Consider the following 21,801-nt stretch of genomic DNA (forward strand, 5'->3'; position numbering starts at 1 on the left):
CCTGCCCCGGCGGGACAACGTGGTCTCGCCGGGGCAGTCATCAACATTGAACAGGAGGAGCAATGGCGCTCCTGGAGATGAGCGAGGTCACCAAGAGATTCGGCGGTGTCTGCGCACTCTCGGATGCGAGCCTGACGGTCGACGAGGGCGAGATCCACGGCCTTCTCGGTCCCAACGGCTCCGGCAAGTCGACCTTGAACAAGGTCCTGGCAGGAACAGTCAGCCCGGACCATGCGCGGATCAGGATCGCCGGTCACGACGTACGCATCACCTGCCCCATGGATGCCAACCGACACGGAACAGCCGCCGTCCACCAGCAACTCTCCGTCGTCCCGCACCTCGACATCGGACAGAATCTTGTGCTGGGACTTGAGGAATCGCGATGGGGGTTCCTGCGGACCCGAGGGACCTCCGATCGAGTGGACGAGGTTTTCGACCTCATCGCACCGGGTCTTGGCGTCGGAGTGCACCTGAACACTTCCGTCTCGGCCCTGTCCCCCGGGCAACGTCAACTGGTCGAATTCGCAAAGGTCATCGGGCGCCGCCCGAGGATCCTGGTCCTGGACGAAGCCACCGCTTCACTGCGACGCGACCAGGTCGAACTCGTCTTCGACATCACCAGAGGCATGGCAGAACACGGGACTGCGGTCGTCATCGTCTCCCACCGCATGGAGGAGATTCGTGAACTTTGCGATTCCGCCACCATCCTGAGGGGCGGCCGCACGATCGCCCGAGTGGACATGGCATCCACTGACGATGCCGGCCTCATCACCATCATGGTGGGACGCTCCGACGTGACAACAGTTCCCAGCACAGCACCGGACAAGACCACCGCCCCCTGCGTCCAGGTGCGTCAACTGACGGGAGCCGGCTTCCGCGACATCTCCTTCAAGGCACGACCCGGAGAAGTCATCGGCTTGGGCGGCCTGCAGGGACAAGGACAGTCCAACCTGCTCCACGCCCTCTTCGGTTCGCAGCAAGCCACGTCGGGGACCGTGCGTGTCGACGACACCGAGTTCCGACCAGGGCGCCCACGCGACGCCATGGCTGTGGGGATGGCCCTGGTGCCGGGCGACCGAGACAGTCAAGGGCTCATGGGGAAACGCTCGATCCTTGAGAACCTCTCCATCGCGTCCCTGCGCGCGCGTACGAGACCAGGTGGCCTGGTCGACATGCGCGCCGAACGGTCCTGTGCCAACGAACAGGTCCAACGCCTCGGGATCAAGATCAGTGACCTGGCGGACCCGGTCACCAGCCTCTCGGGCGGAAACCAGCAGAAGGTGGTCCTGGGAAAGTGGCTCGTCCGTGAACCCCGACTCATCCTCCTCGACGATCCGACCAAAGGCGTCGACGTGGGAGCCAAAAGAGAGATCTACCAGATCATCCACCAGCTGACAGCAGCGGGAAGCGTCGTTCTGCTCAACTCCAGCGATGACGAGGAACTCACTGCAATGTGTCACAGGGTCCTCGTCATGTTCGAGGGACGTGTTGTACGAGAACTGATCGGCGAGCAGATCACGCCGGGCAACCTCGTCGAAGCCGCAATTGCAGGGCGCGGCCACGGAAGGGAGACTCGCGGTGGACACTGAATCGACGAGGGCGTCGCGGCGCGCCCGTACCGCCCGAATGACGCCCGCAACCGTGGTCACTTGGTCGCTGCTCGTGGCCGCTCTCGTGACCAACGCATTGCTGCAACCCACCTTCTTCACCCTGTACTCCGTCACCTCGAACCTGGCCACCTTCGTCCCCCTGGTCTTCGCGGCCCTGGCGCAGGCGGTGGTCATCATCGGAGGGGGCCTGGACCTGTCCGTCGGCGCGATCACCGCCCTCGCCTCGGTCACCGCCCTGACGGTCATGAACGGTCACGATGGTCTGACCCCTCTCGGATTCGCCGCCGCCCTGGCCACAGGTACGGCATGCGGCACGCTCAACGGCCTGGTCGTCGGAGTCCTGCGCCTGCAGCCACTCATCGCGACCTTCGCAACCGCATCGGTGTTCTCCGGAATCACCCTGCTGGTGCTGCCCAGTCCCGGGGGAGCCGTCCCGCCCTCGATGACCGCCGTCTACCGGATGGCTGTCGGGCCGTTACCCGTACCACTCCTTCTCATCGGTGTGTGCCTGAGCGTGTGGGTCGTGTTGGCGGCGACGGTCTTCATGCGTCACGTGAAGGCAGTGGGTTCCGATGCCGAGGCCGCCTACGCCTCACTGGTGCCGGTCACTGGAGTGCGTGTGGGCACCTACGCGGTCTGCGGAGCCATAGCTTCCTTGGCAGCCTTGGCGATTCTGGCGAACACGGGTTCCGGGGACCCGTTCATCGGAGCCAACATCGCCCTGGACTCCATCGCCGCCTGCGTCCTGGGCGGGATCGCCCTGTCCGGCGGGCGTGGATCCGGCCCGGGCGCCATGGCCGGGGCGCTCATTCTCTCGCTGACCTCCAACATCCTCTTCTTCGTCGGAGTGCCCACCACCTTCCGGCAACTCGCAAGCGGCCTCGTCATCATCGCCGCCTTGGCTTTGTCCGTCCTGTCCACCAGGGGAGGAGCCGATCGTGGCAACTGACGCTCACACCCACCGCGCCCCCGCAGTGCTCGCCGCCCTCGCGCGAAACCCAATCGCCGTCTCGGCCCTCATCGCTCTTGGACTGCTCATGGTCGGACAAGTGGTCTCTCCTGGATTCGCAACCCCGGGACAGGTCGTGTCCATGCTCCGCGTCGCCAGCTTCCTCGGATTCATCGCCGTCGGACAGACGATCGTCATCCTGGCGGGCGGAGACGGCATCGACCTGTCCGTGGGCAAGGTCGCGACCTTGGCTGCGATCATCGCCGCACGGGTCATGGACGGCTCCAACGCCAATGTCGTCCAGGGAGTGTTCTTCGCGCTCGCAGCCGGGGCCCTGGTCGGACTGGTCAATGGCCTCGGAATAGTTGCCCTGCGCATCCCGCCCTTCGTCATGACACTGGGAATGATGGGAGTCGTCCAGGGGGCGGCTTTGGCCTACACCGCGGGTGTGGCTGCAGGACGCGCCGCACCTGCGCTGACGACACTGGTCGGAGGGCGTTTCCTCCTGGGGGTGCCGGGAGTTGTGTGGACCTGGATGCTCGTCACCGCCATGGTCATCGTGTTGCTGCGTCGCACTCGCTTTGGCTGGGAGATCCACGCTGTCGGAGCCAACAGGGAGGCGGCGCGGCTTTCCGGGGTGCCCGTTGCCGCGCGAGTCGTACAGGCCTACGCCCTTTCCGGGCTCTTCGCCGCATTGGGGGGAGTCATGCTGGTCGGCTACACCGAGTCCGTCTTCCTCAACTTGGCCGATTCCTACACCCTGCCCTCGGTGGCAGCAGTCATCATCGGAGGAACCCTTGCCTCGGGAGGTGTGGGCGGCTACGCGGGTTCGTTCATCGGAGCCATCGTCCTGACCGTGCTCAACTCCTTCCTCACAACCGTCAACATCCCTGAGGCCGTGCGCACCATCGTCAACGGTGGTGTCCTGCTGGCCATTCTCGCCCTCTACGGGCGTCAAAGACGCCTGCGCAGTTGAGGGAAGCCCACTCGCGCCCTCGCCACTTGAACGCATCGACCCGCACCTGTGCAACAGCAATGCACGAACCGACCGAAGGAGAACACTCATGGAGACTCGACCGCGACTGGGCGTGGGCCTGGTCGGAGCAGGATTCATCGCGAAGTTCCACGCTCGCGCCTGGCAAGGGGTACGAGACGCCGACATCGTGGCCGTCACCTCGCGAACCCGCACTTCGGCCGAAGCCGTTGCCGCTGAGGTGGAACGCCTCGGAGCGGGCACCGATGTCAGCATCCACGAGGACGTCGCAGCACTGGTACGCGACCCGCGCGTCGATGCCGTGTGGGTTCTCACCCCGAACTTCGCGCGGGTTTCCACCATAGAAACCATCGTCGAGGAGGTGCGCTCCGGACGGGCAGGTCTTCGGGGGATTGCCGTCGAGAAGCCCTTGGGACGCACCGTTGCCGAGGCCAAACGAGTCCTCGATCTGGTCGAGTCGGTCGGACTGTTGCACGGATACCTGGAAAACCAAGTGTTCTCCCCCGCGATCACCCGTGCCCATGAGCTGGTCTGGACGCGTGGTGCAGCCGTGGCCGGATCACCGTACCTGGCACGTGCCGCCGAGGAACATTCCGGCCCCCACAACACGTGGTTCTGGAACGGGGCCGAAGAAGGCGGCGGCGTGCTCAACGACATGATGTGCCATTCGGTGGAGGCCGGGCGTTTCCTCCTCACCCCGCCCGGCACCGACCCGTCGACCTGGCTCACGCCCGTCAGCGTCAGTGCCTCCATCCACTCCCTCAAGTGGGGGCGTACTCGATACGCGCGAGAACTCAGCGACACCTACCCGGGGGTCGTCGACTACACGCGCACCCCGTCGGAGGACTACGCCCACGCCGTGTTCGAGTTCGTCAACGGTGACGGTGAACCCGTCGTCGTCGAGGCGACGACCTCGTGGAGTCATGTCGGGGCAGGACTTCGACTGGGTTTCGAACTGCTGGGCCCCGAGTACTCGATGGAATCTTCGACCCTTGCCACGGAGTCCCGCGTCTTCCTCTCACGCAACCTCACCCAGGAGCGGGGCGAAGACTTGGTCGAGAAGCAGAACGCCGAACAGGGGCTCATGCCCATCGTCAGTGACGAGGCCCTGAGTTATGGCTACACGGGCGAGAACGCGGCCTTCGCCGCCGACTTCCTTGCGGGCCGTCAGCCGAAGGAGTCCTTGGTCAATGGTCTGGAAGTCATCGAATTGCTCATGGCCGCCTATCATTCGGCAGAGACGGGCAGGACCGTCACGTGGCCGGTGGAACTGGAGTCCTTCGTCCCTGCAGTGGCGCAAGGCCAGTGGAATCCGAGGTCGAGGCACTGACGAGAGATGTGAGGAGGACGCGTGGGAGTTGGCGACCTGTCCAGGACGAACACCCTGCGCATCCTCACCTCCCTTTACGAGGGCGGCGCTGCCAGCCGGGCCGAGATCGGACGTGAGTTGGGCCTGGCCCCTGCGACCGTTTCACGCTTGGCCGGACGCCTCCAGGAGGACGGCTTGCTGGTCGACACCGGCATGCTTGTGCCGACCGGAGGCCGCCCGTCGATGGTCTTCGACTTCAACGCATCGGCGGCCTCGCTGTTGGTCGCTGACGTCGCCGACCATCACACGACGATCCGCCTGACCGACCTGCGGGGCAAACCGATCCGCGAACGAATCCACCTGACGACTGGCGGAGCCGAGCAACGTAGGGCCGACTTGCAGTCACAACTCGCACAGGCGGTGGCTGACGCACAGGGCACGAATCTGTCAGCGGTCGGCGTCTCCGTACCCGGTCCGGTCGATGACGAGGGGAACATCCTCTTCGCCCCCGCCCTCGGGTGGCGCCACGTGCCACTCAAGTCCGAACTCGAGGAGGCCTTCGACCTGCCGGTCGCAGTCGAGAACGACGCGAATCTCATCGCCTTGGCCGAGTACACGAGCCGCCACTGGGACCCGGTGCGTTCCCTCGTGGCCGTTGCCTTCTTCGACGGGGTCGGTTCGGGCATCGTGGAGGACGGGCGCCTGTGGAGGGGCACTTCAGGGGCGGCCGGCCAAATCGGACGCATGCTCATGGGACGGTCTTCCCTTTCGCGCTCCTACACGGGTTTCGGTGACCTGGAGTCCGCCGTGGGCGCGGCTTCCCTTGTCAGGAGGGCACGTGAGGCAGGAATTCCCGGCAAGTCGTGCACCGACGCCGACGCCCTCATGCGCAGCGCTGCTCTCGGGGACGAACGGGCGCTGAAGCTCGTCGAAGAGGTGCTCGACGACGTGGCCACCACACTGGTGAACGTCTGCGCGTTGCTTGCCCCTGAACTCATCCTCTTCGCGGGACTCTTCGAGCGATGGAAGGACTTGCTCCTACCTGCTTTGCGACGCAGACTGGCCGAACACGTCGTCGACATGCCCCATCTCGAGGTCGTTCACTTGGGACAGGAAGCGGCTCTGGTCGGAGCCGCAGTGTTGGCCTTCGACGCCGCGGGAGCGTTGGACGGCCTCGTCGATGCCATGGGAAGCGAGGCCGGGGTCACTGCTTGGAGATCCGCGCCAGGCGAGCCAAGGAAAACGCACGTTCGGGACTGACTTCGGTGTCGGAGAAGTATTTCAGGGTCCACCGATGTGTGCCGGTGGCGGTGGTGTGCCGGTAGATGATCCTGCATTCGTGTTTTCCGCGGTCGCGCGGCAGTGGCCTGTGTGCCACCAGCACCGAGTCGAAGCCGTCGACCTCGACACGGAACATCTTCGTGTCGCGGATCACCCAGCCCACGGGGACGTCGACGTCGCCGGAGTCCTCGTGATCCAGCTGCAACGTGAGGTGTCCCTTCGCGGGGAAAAGGGGTCCATCAGCCGGAATCTCCGTGAGCCCCCACGTCCGGTCGTCGCCGCCCCATTTGCTTGCCGTCCCGGGCAGGGTGAGGGTGAACCCGGCCTCGTAGGTGAAGGTCTGCGGAGCCGTGGGGGTCATCGATTCCCCGTCGAGGACCGGGAAGTCCATGACATGTGACGGGGTGGAAAAGCCGACCTCGTGGACCAGCTCGGGCTCCCACAAGTAGATCGGGTCCCCTTGCTTGTTGAAGCTCACGAGAGCAGTCACCTCTTGATGCATGGCGGCGACCTCGTCGGCACCGGTGACGGTCACCGGCCACATGATGCCGAAATCCACGCCGATTGACAATGCTGCACCGTGTTTCAGTGCCGTCTTCGTCGGAGTGCTGTCGGCGCTGAATTCGATCTTGGAGATCTGCATTCTCGCCTCGCCGTCCTTCGGCGGGACCAGGGAAAGGCCGAGCGACTCGCGCCACCTGCCGCGGTTGAAGGGTTCCCGATCCTTGAAACCGTCGGCGCGTCGGTCGAGGTTCCAATTCGCGGGGTCGATCCCAAGAGACGCGGCCACCTTGGCGTTGGACACCTCCCAAGCGGCATCTGAGTCGTCCCACCATGTGGGAGAGTCCAGGAAGGCTTCCACCGCATACTTGGCAGCGGTGCGCAGGACCTTGGCGACCTTGTCCGGTCCGATCGTCGAGCTGATCTGTTCGCGCAAAAGGGTCGCGTTCTCCGAGGAGTAGATCGGGGCCTCATCGTCCAACTTCATCTCCGCGTAGTCACCGGCAGAGGTGGAGATGATCGAGTCCGTCAGTGAAATCCCGAACTCCTCGTGGGATCTGCGGTTCGGTTTGAAGTCGCGCAGAGCGCCCCGCTGGCGCATGTCCTCCACCGAAATGGGTGCGGCAAGGCCTTCCAGCAGGTTGACGGGGGTGGCCTGGCCGCCGGCAGGAGCGTCGGACGGGGTGGTCGCGACCTTCCAGGTCTTCTTGCCGCTGTCACGGACCTCGCGGACCCAGTCGATCGTCGGGGTGCAGGCGGCCAGTGTCGTCACGGCCACCACCGCAGCGATCAAGGCGAAGGGGCGCGGAAGAATTCGTCTGTGTGACATGGGATTCCTTGGAGCAGAGACGTCGAGACGGGCATGTGGGCGGTGAGGGCCACCACAGGTGTGTCAAGAGTGAGTCTAGGTTCCGCCCTGTGTACCCGCTCGACGAGGGCGATTGGACGAACTTCTCGCTCAGAACCTCCACCTGGAGGTGCGAGGCCGTCCTGTTGCCGGAGCGCGACAGGATGCCGACATTCGCAGCGAAGCCCCGCCCTCGTCCCCTGATGCACCCGGGGGAAGGACGAATCTCGCGAGATGACGGACGAATCTCGCGGAGGGGTCAGCGCAGGAGAAGGCCCTGGTCGTGCAGGACCTCCAGGACCGGAGAAGACTCCGAGGCACCCTTGCCCACCCTCGTGCGGATCTGATGGGTGAAGGAATCCACCCTGGCGTTCAGGTCACGCACGTCGTAGTAACACTGCAGCTCCTCGTCGTAGCCCGCCAAGGCGTCCTCGTAGGAATCCACCTGCGGATACGCATCCACCGCAGTGGTCACCGACAGCGGCAGACGGGGCTTGAACTGCGGCTCCTGGTCCGGGTGACCGACCAACAACCCGAACAACGGATACGTGAGCTTCGGCAGGGCCAGCGCCCGGACGACCCGCGCCGGATCCGCATTGATCGACCCCAGGTAACACGTCCCCAGACCCATGGACTCGGCAGCGACCACCACGTTCTGCGCGGCAAGCGCCGTGTCCTGCACCGCCTCCATGAACAGGTTCACCCGACCGAAAGGTTCCGCGTCCAGGCCCGCCTCGGCGCGGATCCGCGAATTCCGGTACAGGTCCACCACGAAGACGAACAGCTCCCCACGGTCCCCACCCACATAGGGCTGGCCGGAGGCCCCGTGCAATTCGGCGCGCACCGCCGGATCCTTCACCCGGATGATCGTGAACTGCTGCAGGAAAGCCGTGCTGGCCGTGTGCCTTGCGACCTCCATCAGGGTCGTCACCGCGTCCTCGGAAACCGGCTCGCTCGTGTAGGCGCGCACCGTCCGATGACGCATCTGGACCGCCACGGTCTCATTCGACACGGGTGTCGTCTCAGGGGTCCTCAGGTCATCGCCGACCATGACACGTCCTCCCAGGTGGTCGTTTTCGTCCCACTGTACCCCCGCGCCCCTGACGCGGCGCCCGGAGCGGACCCGGGAGGCCTCCGGGATGGACCCGGGGTCAACCGGGGTGCTTCCTGAGGGCGCAGGAGCAGGGCCCCGATGCACGATGAACACATGGAAACAGCACCTCAGAACCCACCCCGTGACGGAATCGTCGCCACCGCCTTGACCAAGACCTACCAACGTGGAGGCCAGAGCGTGCACGCGCTCGACGGCGTCCACCTGCACGTGCCCAAAGGCGCCCAGGTGGCCGTCATGGGACCCTCCGGCTCCGGCAAGACGACACTGCTGCACTGCCTGTCCGGCATCCTCACCCCCACCTCGGGAAGCGTGACCGTCGACGGCAAGCCCCTGACCGGCCTGTCCGATGCCGCCACCTCGAGGATGCGACTGGAATCCTTCGGATTCGTCTTCCAGGACGGGCAGCTTCTTCCCGAATTGCCCGCCGAGGAGAACGTCACCCTGCCCCTCATGCTCCTGGGCACCCCACGTGCCAAGGCGCTGGAGGTCGCGCGCCAACTCCTCGCACGCCTGGGCCTGTCGGGACTCGGCCCGCACCGCCCCGGACAACTCTCCGGAGGACAGGCGCAAAGGGTCGCCATCGCACGCGCCCTCGTCACCAATCCTTCCGTCGTCTTCGCCGACGAACCCACCGGCGCCCTCGACCAGACCACCGGCGGCGAAGTCATGGACGTCCTCACCCAGGCGTGTGCGGCCACGGGCGCCAGCCTCGTCCTGGTCACCCACGACGCCAATGTCGCTTCGCGTCTGGCCCACACCATCCACGTTCGTGACGGCCGGATCCTCCAGGTCACCAGGAGCGCACGATGAACCCCGTCATGGTTGCCGCCCGCGCCCTGGTCGCCGGGCGAGACAGGGCCACCGCGATCCTCACCGTCGTGGCCCTGGCCCTGCCCCACGCCGTCATCCTCAGCGTCGTCGCAGGTGTCATGATGTTTGCACGCCGCGGGGAGGCCCCCCTCAATGAGATCATGTCACAGCCCGTGCACGTCTCCCTGGCCGCATTCGCCGCAATCCTGCTGGTGGTGCCCGCCGCATCCATGGGATCGGCGGCCGCGCGCCTGGGCCTGTCGAGACGTTCGCGCGACCTGGCCGTGCTGCGACTGATCGGCGTCTCGGCAATGCGCACCAGACTCGCCTCAGTCCTGGACACCGTGGCCCTGTCGGTCATCGGGGTCCTGGCCGGCACCGCCTTGTACATCGTGGCTCTGCCGATCTGGTCGCTCATCACCTTCCAGGAGGTCAGACTCTCGGTCGCGGAGATGTGGATGGGATTCCTGCCGATGCTCGTGTGCGGCTTGGCGATGGTCCTGCTCGCGGGCCTGTCCGCGCTGGCGGCGGTGCACCGCGTCGCTGTCACCCCACTGGGGGTCGCCCGGCGCAGCCAGGCGCACGGGATCTCGTGGATCTGGCTGCTGGTGGGCGGCCTGGTGGGCGTCGCATGGTTCGTCGTCCTGACCTTTGGGGGAGGCTTCGCGCCCATGGTGGTGATGAGCATTGCCCTGGTGTTGCTGGCCGTCTTCGTGGCACTGGTGAACCTCATCGGTACGTGGACGCTGTCCGTCATCGGTTGGCTGATGGCGCGCTTGGCGCGTCGACCCGCCATGATGCTGGCCGGGCGTCGCTTGATGGACGATCCGCGCTCCGTGTGGCGCTCCTACGGCTCCTTCGCCTTCGTCGCCTTCCTCACCGGGTTCATGCTGCCGGTGGTGAACCTCCTGGGCGCCACTGATCTCTCCAATGCTCCCGACGCTCCCGACACTCACATGGCCAAGGTGGTCGTGGCCGACGTGTCCACGGGCATGCTGCTCACCCTGGGGATCACCGTTGTCCTGGCGGCCGCCTCCACGGCTGTCAACCAGTCGATCCGGGCGATCGACACCGTCGAGGAGACGCGCTCGCTGTTCGTCATGGGCGCCAGGCCCGGCTTCCTGGACCGGGCGCGACGCACGGAGGTGCTGCTGCCGGCCCTGGTCCTCATCGGCGGAGGGGTCGGCGTGGGCATCGTCTTCGTCGCGCCCATGCTCTCCGGCCAGGGGGTGGCCGCTGCCTTGGCCTGGACCTTGCCGGTCACGCTCCTGGGCATCCTCGTCGTGGTGGTGGCGACCGAAGTCGTCGCCCCGGTCCGCCGGCGGGTCCTGCAGGCTTCGCAACGGTGAGGTGCGCGGGTTCTGTGAGCTGCTGGGCCCCGTCCCGTCCTTGTCGGCCCGGTGCCGGGGACGAGGGCGGGGCTCGGCGCACCGGCCGCCCTGAGGACGCACTTCGTCGAAGTGGAAGTCACTTCGCAGCCCGGGGTAGCGTGGATCACATGTACGCGAAGAAGATCATCCCCGCCGCCCTCGCCCTCGCCCTCGTCCTTGCTGCCGGCGCACTGTCCGCCTGCTCGCCGACAGCCGGTGACTCCGCCACCTCCGGTGCCACGGGCCAGTCGACCGCCTCCGCCCAGTCGGGTACCACGGCCCAGTCGGGTGCCACCGCGAAGATCGGTGTCATCAAGAAGCGTCCGGAGCTGCTGAAGGATTTCGAGATCAAGGTGCCGGCCCAACGCGTCCTCGAGCTCACTGTCCAGGCCGATGCGGACAAGTGGACGGCATCGATCGCGGACCCGAAGGTCGTTGAGTTCATCCCCGGCAGCGCCGACGCGGCGCCGACCTTCAAGCCGCTGATCGAAGAGGGCTCCACCGCAGTCGTCCTCAAGGACCCGGCCGGCAACGAGATTCCCTTCACCCTGACAGTCACCCCGGGCGCCCGCTGACCGTCACCCTCGGGGGCGGGTGGCCCTCCCACCTTCGCCGATGCTCGACCTGAACGCCCCGACGGACGAATCTCGCGAGATGACGGACGAATCTCAGCAAAGGACGGACGAATCTCGCGGAGAGGGAGGGGCTGGAAGGGTCGGGGCGGAGGGGCAGTGGAGGACTCGGGCCGGTCAGTGGAGGACTCGGGCCAGGAAGTCGCAGGTGGCCTGCTCCTGCGGGTTGCCGATCACCTGCTCGGGCGGGCCCTGCTCGACGATGCGTCCCCGCTCCAGGAACACCACGCGGTCGGCTGCGCTGCGCGCGAACCCGATCTCATGGGTGGCCATGAGGATCGTCGAGCCCTGCCGAGCCACTTCGGTGACCAGGTCCAGGACCTCACCGACCAGCACCGGGTCCAATGCCGACGTGATCTCGTCAAGCAGCAGCAGCTCCGGGTTGGTCGCCAGCGCCCGCACGATGGCCACACGCTGCTGCTGGCCACCTGAGAGCCGGTCCGGGTACTCGCGCGCCTTGGCGTCCAAACCGATGCGCTCCAACAGCTCCATGCCGCGCTTCTCGGCCTGGGCGCGACCCGTGCCGTGGACCTTGCGGGCAGCCAAGGTGACGTTGTCCAACACCGTCAGGTGGGGGAACAGGTTGTAGTGCTGGAAGACCACGCCGATGCGGGCGCGCACCTTGTCCACGTCCACACGCGGGTCGGTGATGTCCTGGCCGGACAGGAAGATCTGCCCGTCATCCACGCGCTCCAACAGATTCGCCGTGCGCAGCAGAGTCGACTTGCCGGAACCGGAGGCCCCCAGCAGGACGACGACCTCGTGCCGGTGGACCTGCAGGTCCAGGCCCCGCAGGACCACGTTGTGGCCGAAGGCCTTGACGACCCCGCGCACGTCCAGGACCGTGTTCGATGCACTGGCGCCCATCAGACCATCCCTCCCGTCTGTTCGCGCTGCTGCAACCTGGCAGTCCACCAGTCCGACAGGCGGATGAAGGGCCAGCTCAGCGCGATAAACAGCAATCCGGCCACGACATAGGCCGTGAAGTTGTAGGTGCTTGCCTGGTGGATCTGGGCGGCGCGGATCGCATCAACCGCCCCCAGGGTCGAGATCAGGCCGACGTCCTTCTGCATGGAGATGAAGTCGTTCATCAGAGCCGGCGCGACCTTGCGCACGGCCTGGGGAACGATGACGTGTTGCAAGGTCTGCGCATGGGTGAGCCCCAAGGATCTGGCGGCTGCGCGCTGGGAGGGATGCACTGCCTCCAAGCCGGCGCGCAGGACCTCGCCCACGTAGGAGGAGTAGGTGAGCACCAGTGCCACGCCACCCAGCAGGCCGATGGGAATGCGCGTCGTCGGGTTCAACGCGGGCACGCCGAAGCCCACCAGGTACAGGACGACGATGAAGGGCATGCCGCGGAAGACGTCCGTGTAGGCGGCGGCCAGGAAACGCAGCGGGAAGAAGACGGGCCCGCGCAACGACCGGGCGGTGGCCAGCAGGACGCCGCCCAGGGCGACGAAGACCACGGAGACCAGCAGCACCTGGATGTTGAGCAGCAGACCCTCGGCCACGGCGGGCAGGGACTCGATGAAGTACTGGCCGTTGAAGAAGGCCTCGCGGGTCGCCTCCCAGCCGGGAGAGGTGGCGATCACTGTGACCAGTAGTGCCCCCACCAGCAGGGACGAGGCCACGGCAATGCCGGTGGAGCGTCGGGTGCGGGCGCGCCGCCATGCGCGCCTGTCGATCTCGACCTGACTGAGGTGGTGCTCGAAATCGCCGAGCTGTTCCACGACGCCCGCACAGGCGCCGGCGCCTGTGCGGGCGTCGCCTTCGCGTGAGGGACTTTCCAGGGGCATCGCAGACCTTCCGGGAAGGGGCGACGGCCCCGTCCTCGTCACGGGGAACGAGGGCGGGGCCGCCTACCGGGTCACTTGAGGACGGGGACAGAGGCCGCGTCCGAGAGCCACTTCTTCGCGAGCTCGTCCAGGGTGCCCTTCTCACGCAGGGAGTCGACGGCCTGGGTGACGGCTGGGGTCAGCGCAGAACCCTTGGGCAGGACGAGGCCGAGCTCGTCGCCGCCGGAGGTGTCGGCGAATTGGCCGACCAGCTTGGCGTTGTCGAGCTCAGCGCCCGCCAGGTAGAAGGCGGTGGGCAGGTCCACGACGATTGCGTCGACCTGCTTGGCCTTGAGCTTGGCGACCACGTCGACCGAGTTGTTGATGACCTGCGGCTCCTTGGTGGGAGCAACGAGTTCCTTGAGGACCTTCTGGCTGGTGGTGCCCACCTGGACGCCGAAGAGGACGTCCTTGAGGTCGGCCAGGGAGGTGGCCTTGGCGGCCGGGGAGTCCTCGGTGGTCAGGACGACCTGCGCGGTCGTGTAGTACGGGGAGGAGAAGTCGACGGCCTTCTTGCGCTCATCCGTGATCGAGTACTGCTGGAGGTTGAAGTCCCAGTCCTTGGCGCCCGGGGCGATTGCGGCGTCGAAGGTGGTGCGGGTCCACACGACGTCCTCCTTGGCGAAGCCCAGCTCCTCGGCCACCGCGTAGGCGATGGCGGCCTCGAAGCCCTTGCCGGACTCGGGCTTGTTGTCCTCGACCCACGGAGAGTAGGCGGGGTCGCCGGTGGCGATGGTGAGCTTGCCGGGGGTGACGGTCTCCAGGGTCGGGGCGCTGGACTGGGCCTGCGACTGTGCGCCGGAGGTGTCGTCGGACTGGGCGCCCGAAGCGGGGGTGGTCTGGCCGCCTCCACAGGCAGCGAGGGCGAAGGTCGTGGTCAGCGCGGCGGCTGCCAGAACGGTGAGCTGGTGACGGCGTGCCATGGGAACTCCCTGTGTCGTGATGGGCGAACGGTTGGGGCGGCGAGCGGACGAACCGCGGGCCCACGACTCAAGAGCCTAGTGGGCGCCTCCGGCGGGCAGAAGGACCCCCTGCCGCCTGAGACTGCGTGAACCGTCTCCCAGCTGCCTCCCCCGGTGCGCCACGATGCGCCCACAGGCGGTCGCCAGCACCGTCACAACCGCCATGACCTGCGCTTTCACTGCCCCTCTGAGGCCAGCTCCCAGTCCTCGTAGGAGAACTCAGGGGACACCACGCACGTGGCCAATGCCACGTCCGCCCGAGCGAAGGTCCGCTGCCAGGTGCCCGCAGGAACCAGGATCTGCACGACCCCGTCCTCGTCCCCGCGAAGCAGAGTCGGCGCCGGGTCCTCGACGGGCTCCGGCCCCGAACCGCCCAGGTGCACTTCGAGGTCCCCGGGCCCGTGCCACAGCCACAATTCGTCGGAGTGGACAAAGTGCCACACGGCTTCCTCGCCCTCGTCCAGCAGGAAAAGGATCGCCGAGGCCGTGGCCCGCTGCCCGCGCGGCGTGGACACGCCGGTGGGCGCCGTCCACGTGCGGCGGAACCACCCGCCCTCGGGGTGTGCTTCCAGGCCGAGCCGGGTCACGAGGGCGGCGGCTGCCTCGCTGGGGGTGGCGCTCACGGGTGGATCTCCAGTCCGAGTTCGGGGGCGGCCCAGCGGACCTTTCCTGCGACCAGAGTCAGGATCTGGTGTCCGGCGCCCTCGCGAATGATGTGTTCGATGGTGGGCACGATGTCGGTGACGGGCACGTCGACGGCGACCACGTCCGCCAAGGCTCCGGCCTGCAGTTGTCCGACCCTGTGCGAGCCGGTGGACAGCCCCAGGGCGATGGCTCCCCCCAAGGTCGCCGCGTGGAGGAGGCGCCGTCCCAAGTCGTCGCCCTCGTACCCTTGGCGGCGGGCGATGTCGAAGAGCAGCGCGGTGTCCTCCAGCACGTCCAGGCTGGGGGAGGAGGACAGGGAGTCCGTGCCCACGGCCACCTGGTTGCCTTCTTTGAGGTATGCGGCCACGGGCGGCTCGGCCAGTCCGATGACGTCGTTGGAGCGCGGGCACAGGGCCACTGTGGTGGAGCGTGCGTGCAGGCGGCGGCGGTCCTCGGCGCTCATGTACACGCCGTGGGCGATGTGGCAGTCCGGGCCGAGAACCCCCAGCTGGTCGACGAATTCGGTGGCCGAGAAGCCGACTCCGGCATCGCGCATCTTTCGGAAGGACTCGGACTTGCCCGAGCGCCACAGGTCGGCCAGCGCGGCCCCGGCCTCGATGTCGTCCCACCTGGCCTCCACCTGGTCCTCGCCCAGGTGGATGTGCAGTCGCATGCCGTGGCGGCGCGCCAGGTCGGGGAGCTCCAGCAGGGGAGCGACCTCCAGCGAATAGGGGGCGTGGGGTGAGATCCCCACTGCGGGCGGGCTGGGCATGGCGGCCAGGGCGGAGCGCACCTGGTCCAGGCCGCCGTCCGCCCAGGCTTCGTTGGAGTAGCCCATGACCTCCCAGTAGGCGACCCCGTGCAGGCCCGCGTCGTGCAGGGCGCCGGCGGCTTCGGGATCTGTGACGACATCGGCGGCGCAGGTGGTTCCGGCGCGTAGCAGGCGTGCGGCACCGTCGGCTGCGGCGGCGTGGAAGTCCAACCCTCCGGCGTCGTAGACGAGGTCGAAGGCCTGCATCCAGTCGGGGAACCCGTTGTACCTGCCGGCGCCGACACCGGCCATGGACGTGTACTGCAGGTGGGTGTGGGCGTTGACCAGGCCGGGCATGAGGACGCCGCTGACGTGGACCTCCTCGAAGGGCAGGCCCCGCTCGCGCAGGGTGGCCACCACCCAGTCACGACTGCCCACGTGTTCGATTCGTCCGTCTCGCACGGCAACGGCGCCGCCGAGGACGCTGGGGGCCGTCACGGGGATGACGAGGTCGGCGGACCACACGTGCAGGGGTTGGCAGGGGGTGGGGCTGGCCAAAGGGTGTTCGGTGGGAGGCATGGGGCTTTCGTCAGTGCTTGTCGTCAGTGGTCTGGGATTCGTCGTTCATTTGCTGGGATTCGTCCGTCATTCCGTGAGATTCGTCCTTCAGCGCTTTTTCGACGAGTTTCACGGTGACTGGGGCCAGGGCGGGGGAGGCGCTGGCCAGTGAGATGGCGGCGGCGGCCACCGCGTCATCCGCCTCCTTGGGCAGGAGATGGATCCCGGGGGCGAGGGCGCCCTCGCCGAGCAACAGATGCTCCAGGGCAGCCACCTGCACGGCGAAGGAAAGATCCATGATCTCAATGGGGTTGCCCTCACCGGCGGTGCAGTTGAGGCAGCCCCCGCGGTCCAGAATCGTGACGAGTGGTCCGGGCCCGCCCGCCCGGTCGGGCACGCGCAGGTGTTCGACGGCTCGGCGAGGGTCCGTCTGCCATGTGGCGCCGCGTGCCACGGCTTGGTCAACGGCGATCTCCTGGTCGACTCCGCCGATGACGAAGCACAAGGCGCCGTCGCGGGCCGCAGCGAGGAGGTCCGCAGTGACGGTGTGCGGCTCACCCGTGGCAGAGACGATCCAGTGCGCACCCGGCGCCAACGCGAGGGCGCCCTCGTGCCCCAGGGCGCCGGTCCCGCAGCCGTCCATGCGCGCCTGCAGCAGACGCACCGGGTCGATCTCGGCCACGTCCACCTCACCCCCGAGGCCGCGCACCAGGCGCGCGAAACCACGCCCGACGTCCCCGTAGCCGAGCACCAGAACTCGCGTGCCGACCAGGCCCGAGCGGGCCAGTGCGCGATCCGAGTGGTCGGGGTCCAACAGGTCAAGCGCCGTCATGAGGCAGGACTGGCCGGTGCCGTAAGCGTTGTCGAAAAGGGTCTTGGAACGCGCATCATTGCTGGCCATGACAGGGATCGCGGGGCGCACGGGGGTGCGCTGCCGAAGACCCCGGACAGGCGGCTCGCCCTGGCCGAAGCCATCTGCCCGTCCCTTCGGCTCTTCGGCCCCGACCTGCCCCCGATCATCCGTCGGCACACTTGCCGAACCGGGCGTGCGCAACGGCCGCAACCCGGAAGTGGTCTCTTCCGCACAGCCGATCATGTGGTCCAGGGCGCCGGGTGCACGCCCAGGGTCGTGGGCCATTCGGATCAGGTGAGAGCCGTCGTCCAGCAGCAGATGCAGACCCTGGGCCAGGAATTGCCGCGCCAGAGCCTCCTCCCGCGCCGGGTCCGCGGTCGATTCTGCGAAGACGGTCACACCTGCCCCACGCAGGACATCGGCCACGTCGTCGCGGGTCTCGGACGCGTGCCCGAAGACGAAGACCTCTGCGCCGGCTTCGGCCAGCAACAGGGCCAGGACTGCCGTCTTCGGCTCCAGGACCAGGGACACGCCGATCCGCCGCCCTTTGAGCAGGCCACGTGTGGCCAGGGCCTGCACGGCCGCCACCGTGATGGGCATGTGGGTGCGCGCCCAAGCGATGCGCCGTGAGGCGGGTCCGGTCGAGGCGGTGGGGGCCGACTCCTGCGCGCGGTCGCCGGGATCCCTTCGTGGGAGCCCATTCTGGGTCAACGCCGAGGTCGGGGCGGCCTGGCCGACCTCGTGCGGACTCTCCAGAGGCGCACCTGCGGGGTCCACGACGCTCACCCTTCCATCGCCCCGCCTGCTCACCAGGACGGTGCCCGGTGCCGAATCGACGTGGCCCGACAGGTCCAGAACGGCTGCGAACACCGACAGGTCGAGGGAGCCGAGCCGCCACGCGGAATCGGGTGGCAAAGAGTCGGGCGACGCGACCACCTCGGGAAAGGCGCCCAGAGCGCGCAAGAGATCGCACAGGGCGCCGGCCTCGTCCTGGTCGAAAGAGGGGGCACTGTCGGTCCCCGGAATTGCGGGTATGACGAGGAAACGCTGCCCGCACACCAGCAGGTTGGTGGCGGCGGCGAATCGACGGACCAGGTTCAGCGGCACGAGGACGACGTTAGCAGCGCGAAGGTCGGCGCTGACGGGCAGTCGGCAGGTCTCACATGTGTGGCGCCGGGCGGGCGGGTGAGGAAACTCCCGCCGGGCGGGCCCGCCGGATCGGCGACAATGGTGGGGTGAGCTCACACCACGCGAACCCCACGCCCCTGTCCCAGCTGCCCACCGATGCCGACATCCGTCTGGTCGCCGCCGACATGGACGGCACGCTGTTGGACGACGACAAGCGCATCCCCGAAGGCCTGTGGCCCCTGCTGGACGAACTCGACAGGCGAGGCGTGGTCTTCGCCCCCGCCTCCGGCCGCCAGTGCTGGACGCTGCTGGACATGTTCGACCGGGTCGAGGGCGAGATGACGGTCATCGCCGAGAACGGCGCCATCGTCATGCGCGGTGGGACGGAGATTTCCTCGGTGTCCATGGACCACCAGACAGTGGCCGAGGTGGTGCGTGGCGTGCGCAGGGCGCGTCAGGCCGGCGAGGACTGCGGACTGGTGATGTGCGGCAAGGCCTGCGCCTACGTCGAGAGGCACGACGAGGTCTTCATCGCGGGTGTCATGCCCTACTACCACCGCACGCGAAAGGTCGATGACCTGCTGGGTGTCCTGGAGCAGACGAGGTCGGGGCAGATCGACGACGACGTCATCAAGGTGGCCGCCTACTGCACGACACCGATCACGACCACCGCGCGCATGGCCCTGGAGCCCTTCGCCGCCACCCACCAGTACGCGGTGTCGGGCCACAACTGGGCCGACCTGCAGGCCAAGGGGGTCGACAAGGGCGTGGCGCTGGCCGCCCTGCAAGAGCGCCTGGGCATCGGGCCCGAGCAGACCCTGGCTTTCGGGGACTTCCACAACGACCTGGGCCTGCTCGACCACGCCCACTGGAGTTTCGCCATGGCCAACGCCCACCCGCAGGTGGTTGCGGCGGCGCGGTACGTGGCTCCGGCCAACTCCGAGGCCGGTGTGCTCACCGTGACCAGGCACCTGTTGGGGACGTGACGAAGACAGGAGGGGCGCATTGCTTCGGCAATGCGCCCCTCCTCTGTCAGGCCCTTCCCGTCAGGCGTCGTCCTCGGGGGACTCCTCGACCTTCTCGGGCTCCATGGCAGGAACGATCGTGTCGGACTCCAGGTCGGCCCAGTACTCCTCGGCCCACGGGTCCTCGATCGGCTGCGAACGCTTCCACAGCAGGTAGCCGATGCCGACCACGGCGCCGGTCGCGGCCGTCCAGCCCAGGACCTTGAGGAAAGTGCGCTTGCGACGCACCTTGCGGGTCGGAGTGGTCAGGGCAAGGGCGCCGAGTTCACGGGCGCGGGTGGCGCGCTCGACCAGCGAACCATTGGCGCTCAGAGCAGAACCCGACTCCTCCACGGCGCGGTGGATGCGCGGCAGGTAGTCGTCGACGACGCGCTCGCGGACGTCACCGATGATCGGCTTGGCGCGCTCGGCAGCGTCCTGTGCGCGGTCGGCAGCGCTCTCGACCAGCGGCGTGGCGCGCTGGATCGCAGTCTCCAGGGCAGCCTGGGCGCGAGGGGCGGCCCAGTCCAGGCCCTGCTCGGCCAGGTCGGTGGCAGCAACCGCGACACGACCTGCATGAACCGCGACGGCGTCACGGATCTGGAGTGCCTCGGTCTTCAGCTTGTCGGTGTCGAGCCCGGTGTTCTTGGCCATTGGTTCCTCCATCGGTCTGCGCATTGGCTGGGGTGCGCCAGGTCCCGGCGGAACCCGTCGTGCGCGCACTTCACCCCCCATTGTGCACCGAAACACCCCGCGGTGGCGTCCGATGGTCTCGCACATCGCACTGCGCAATGGGACGATGGGGGCATGGAAACCACCATTCACACCTCCAAGGGCGACATCCGCATCGAATTGTTCCCCGAGCACGCGCCCTACACCGTCAAGAACTTCGTGGACCTGGCTCTCGGTCAGCGCGAGTGGACCGACCCCGCTTCCGGCCAGAAGACCAGCCGCCCCCTGTACGACGGCGTCATCTTCCACCGGGTGATCCCCGGTTTCATGATCCAGGGCGGCGATCCGCTGGGCACCGGAACCGGTGGCCCCGGCTACACCTTCAACGACGAGATCCACCCCGACCTGGCCTTCGACCAGCCGTACCTGTTGGCCATGGCCAACGCCAGCAAGCGCATGGGCAAGGGCACGAACGGGTCGCAGTTCTTCATCACCGTGGCCCCGACCCCGTGGCTGCAGGGCAACCACACCATCTTCGGGCGAGTCGTCGACGAGGACTCCAAGCGTGTCGTGGACGCCATCGTCTCCGTGCCGACCGGCCGCAACGACCGCCCTGTCCAGGACGTGACCATTTCCTCGGTGGATGTGACCGAGTGATCCTTCGGGTGCGGCCCCGGCGGTTCGCATCCCATTGACGAGGGCGGGGCACGCTGCGTTCCGGGCCCCGGTCCACGCATCGCCTCGCCCTCGTCACCGTTGCCCGGCGCTGTCTGCGCGCCTCGGGCCCACCTTCGCCCTCGTCCATCGGGAGAACCTGTGAGCGACCAGCCCGTCTACGGCCAGCGATCCGACCCGCGTGCGGCCCCGTCGTGTCCGCGGCACCCGAGTCAGCGCAGCGTCGACTACTGCAAGCGGTGCAATCGACCGATGTGCATCGACTGTGTCGTGCGCACCGAGGTGCGCTCCCTGTGCGTGGACTGCGCGGGAACCGTGCGACGTGCGCGGCGTTCGGCGACCCGGGGCCCGATCGTCACCTACGTGATGATGGGCCTGTGCGCCCTGGTGTTCCTGGTCGACCTCGTCTCGCCGGCGGTCTTCCAGGCGATGGCCTTCACGCCCCAGGTGGGTCAGGTCGAGCCCTGGCGCTTCCTCACCACCGCCTTCCTGCACGGCGGGCTCATGCACATCTTCTTCAACATGCTCTCCCTGTACTGGGTGGGCCGCGCCCTGGAAGAGGCCATGGGTGCATGGCGCTTCGCCCTGCTGTACGTCCTGTCGGCGGTCGGCGGCTCACTGGCGGTGCTCGTGTGGGTGCTCTTCGCCCCGGCCACGTGGACGCAGGTCACGGTGGGGGCGTCGGGTGCAGTCTTCGGACTGTATGCGGCCGTGTTCGTCCTGCAACGCAAGGCCGGCGTGGACACCAGGTCCGTCCTGGTCCTGCTGGGTGTGAACCTGGTCTACGGCTTCATGGTGCCCAATGTGTCCTGGCAGGCGCACCTGGGTGGCATGGTCGTGGGCGCCCTGGTGACGTGGGGGCTGGTCGCCCTGGCAAGGCCTCGGCCGGGAGTGACTGCGAAGGCCCAGGACATGCGATCCGTCGCGACAGGTGTGGCCATGGCGGTGGCGCTTGCCGGACTGGTGTTGCTGACCTATCGGGTGCTCTTCGAGGTGCTCGGCTGAGGAGTTGGCGGGAATGCGGCACAAGCGGCCGCCGCGGGCGTCCTGGACCGCGCAGCCGAGGGCGGCCCGGATCTCGGGGGCCGAGGTTCACCATTGCGGCCCGAGCTCACACACGTTTCCACGTATCCCTGTGGACACAGCTGTGGACAGAGGCTCGCGGTGGATGTCCATGAATCATTTCGCAGTGACTGTCTGCAAAAAGACACCGCTGTAATTCATCCCCAGGTGTGGACGGAGCTGTGGACAGCCGGGTGTTTGCACTGGAAATCAGGCATTTCGAGTATCAGTACTGATAC

At 67.4% G+C, this 21,801-nt stretch carries 20 protein-coding genes; 11 read left to right on the forward strand and 9 right to left on the reverse strand.

The window, feature by feature from the left end; translation table 11 throughout:
* Positions 1–62: 62 nt before the first annotated feature.
* The 5 genes from I6B53_RS00100 (at position 63) to I6B53_RS00120 (ending at position 6,122) form a co-directional block, all read left to right on the forward strand.
* The gene (locus tag I6B53_RS00100; RefSeq protein WP_216764263.1) at positions 63–1,589 is read left to right on the forward strand and encodes a sugar ABC transporter ATP-binding protein; all 1,527 of its coding nucleotides are present in this window, start codon (positions 63–65) and stop codon (positions 1,587–1,589) included.
* Positions 1,579–2,559, forward strand: coding sequence for an ABC transporter permease (locus tag I6B53_RS00105; RefSeq protein ID WP_216764264.1), 981 nt, complete (start codon positions 1,579–1,581; stop codon positions 2,557–2,559). Before I6B53_RS00100 ends, I6B53_RS00105 begins: the two co-directional genes overlap by 11 nt.
* Positions 2,549–3,535, forward strand: a complete 987-nt coding sequence (locus I6B53_RS00110; protein ID WP_216764265.1) for an ABC transporter permease — start codon at positions 2,549–2,551, stop codon at positions 3,533–3,535. The genes I6B53_RS00105 and I6B53_RS00110 overlap by 11 nt, the downstream gene beginning before the upstream one ends.
* An 88-nt stretch (positions 3,536–3,623) precedes the next feature.
* Complete coding sequence (locus I6B53_RS00115; protein ID WP_216764266.1) at positions 3,624–4,883, forward strand: Gfo/Idh/MocA family protein; 1,260 nt, start codon at positions 3,624–3,626, stop codon at positions 4,881–4,883.
* 21 nt (positions 4,884–4,904) lie between these two features.
* Positions 4,905–6,122: an ROK family transcriptional regulator gene (locus I6B53_RS00120; RefSeq protein ID WP_216764267.1), complete on the forward strand. Its 1,218-nt coding sequence runs from the start codon at positions 4,905–4,907 to the stop codon at positions 6,120–6,122.
* On the opposite strand, the gene I6B53_RS00125 is transcribed toward I6B53_RS00120, so the two are convergent.
* On the reverse strand, positions 6,067–7,473 hold the full coding sequence (locus tag I6B53_RS00125; protein WP_216764268.1) for a hypothetical protein: 1,407 nt from the start codon (positions 7,471–7,473) through the stop codon (positions 6,067–6,069). The genes I6B53_RS00120 and I6B53_RS00125 overlap by 56 nt on opposite strands.
* A 277-nt stretch (positions 7,474–7,750) precedes the next feature.
* On the reverse strand, positions 7,751–8,542 hold the full coding sequence (locus I6B53_RS00130; RefSeq protein ID WP_253953891.1) for a nitroreductase family protein: 792 nt from the start codon (positions 8,540–8,542) through the stop codon (positions 7,751–7,753).
* Between the two features lie 156 nt (positions 8,543–8,698).
* Between I6B53_RS00130 and I6B53_RS00135 the strand changes: the two genes are divergently transcribed.
* The 3 genes from I6B53_RS00135 (at position 8,699) to I6B53_RS00145 (ending at position 11,360) form a co-directional block, all read left to right on the forward strand.
* Positions 8,699–9,415 carry an ABC transporter ATP-binding protein gene (locus I6B53_RS00135; protein ID WP_216764269.1) on the forward strand — a complete coding sequence of 239 codons (717 nt, stop codon included), beginning with the start codon at positions 8,699–8,701 and terminating at the stop codon, positions 9,413–9,415.
* Positions 9,412–10,764, forward strand: coding sequence for an ABC transporter permease (locus I6B53_RS00140; RefSeq protein ID WP_216764270.1), 1,353 nt, complete (start codon positions 9,412–9,414; stop codon positions 10,762–10,764). The genes I6B53_RS00135 and I6B53_RS00140 overlap by 4 nt, the downstream gene beginning before the upstream one ends.
* Positions 10,765–10,913: 149 nt before the next feature.
* A complete protein-coding gene (locus I6B53_RS00145; protein WP_216764271.1) occupies positions 10,914–11,360 on the forward strand; it encodes a hypothetical protein in 447 nt (148 codons plus the stop codon).
* A 174-nt stretch (positions 11,361–11,534) separates the two neighbouring features.
* Here the strand turns inward: I6B53_RS00145 and I6B53_RS00150 are convergent, their stop codons facing one another.
* The 6 genes from I6B53_RS00150 to I6B53_RS00175 all read right to left on the reverse strand — a co-directional run bounded on the left by I6B53_RS00150 (position 11,535) and on the right by I6B53_RS00175 (position 18,128).
* Entirely contained in the window at positions 11,535–12,284 is a 750-nt protein-coding gene (locus I6B53_RS00150) for an amino acid ABC transporter ATP-binding protein (RefSeq protein ID WP_216764272.1), read from the reverse strand.
* Positions 12,284–13,213, reverse strand: a complete 930-nt coding sequence (locus I6B53_RS00155; RefSeq protein WP_216764273.1) for an amino acid ABC transporter permease — start codon at positions 13,211–13,213, stop codon at positions 12,284–12,286. Before I6B53_RS00155 ends, I6B53_RS00150 begins: the two co-directional genes overlap by 1 nt.
* 71 nt (positions 13,214–13,284) lie before the next feature.
* Positions 13,285–14,175, reverse strand: a complete 891-nt coding sequence (locus I6B53_RS00160; RefSeq protein ID WP_216764274.1) for an ABC transporter substrate-binding protein — start codon at positions 14,173–14,175, stop codon at positions 13,285–13,287.
* Positions 14,176–14,390: 215 nt separating this feature from the next.
* Complete coding sequence (locus I6B53_RS00165) at positions 14,391–14,837, reverse strand: cupin domain-containing protein (protein WP_216764275.1); 447 nt, start codon at positions 14,835–14,837, stop codon at positions 14,391–14,393.
* Positions 14,834–16,189 (reverse strand): amidohydrolase family protein, encoded by a 1,356-nt coding sequence (locus tag I6B53_RS00170; RefSeq protein WP_216764276.1) that lies wholly within the window; start codon positions 16,187–16,189, stop codon positions 14,834–14,836. Before I6B53_RS00170 ends, I6B53_RS00165 begins: the two co-directional genes overlap by 4 nt.
* Before the next feature lie 10 nt (positions 16,190–16,199).
* Positions 16,200–18,128 carry an adenosylhomocysteinase gene (locus I6B53_RS00175; protein ID WP_253953892.1) on the reverse strand — a complete coding sequence of 643 codons (1,929 nt, stop codon included), beginning with the start codon at positions 18,126–18,128 and terminating at the stop codon, positions 16,200–16,202.
* A 128-nt stretch (positions 18,129–18,256) separates the two neighbouring features.
* Here I6B53_RS00175 and I6B53_RS00180 point away from each other — a divergent pair, with 128 nt between their 5' ends.
* A complete protein-coding gene (locus I6B53_RS00180; RefSeq protein WP_253953893.1) occupies positions 18,257–19,135 on the forward strand; it encodes a Cof-type HAD-IIB family hydrolase in 879 nt (292 codons plus the stop codon).
* 60 nt (positions 19,136–19,195) lie between these two features.
* Here the strand turns inward: I6B53_RS00180 and I6B53_RS00185 are convergent, their stop codons facing one another.
* Positions 19,196–19,807, reverse strand: a complete 612-nt coding sequence (locus I6B53_RS00185) for a hypothetical protein (RefSeq protein ID WP_216764278.1) — start codon at positions 19,805–19,807, stop codon at positions 19,196–19,198.
* 153 nt (positions 19,808–19,960) lie between these two features.
* Here I6B53_RS00185 and I6B53_RS00190 point away from each other — a divergent pair, with 153 nt between their 5' ends.
* Together I6B53_RS00190 and I6B53_RS00195 are read left to right on the forward strand one after the other, a co-directional pair.
* On the forward strand, positions 19,961–20,482 hold the full coding sequence (locus I6B53_RS00190; protein ID WP_216764279.1) for a peptidylprolyl isomerase: 522 nt from the start codon (positions 19,961–19,963) through the stop codon (positions 20,480–20,482).
* 270 nt (positions 20,483–20,752) lie between these two features.
* Positions 20,753–21,505 (forward strand): rhomboid family intramembrane serine protease, encoded by a 753-nt coding sequence (locus tag I6B53_RS00195; RefSeq protein ID WP_253953894.1) that lies wholly within the window; start codon positions 20,753–20,755, stop codon positions 21,503–21,505.
* Positions 21,506–21,801 lie beyond the last annotated feature (296 nt).

Source organism: Schaalia sp. 19OD2882 (assembly GCF_018986735.1).
Taxonomy (GTDB): Bacteria; Actinomycetota; Actinomycetes; order Actinomycetales; family Actinomycetaceae; genus Pauljensenia.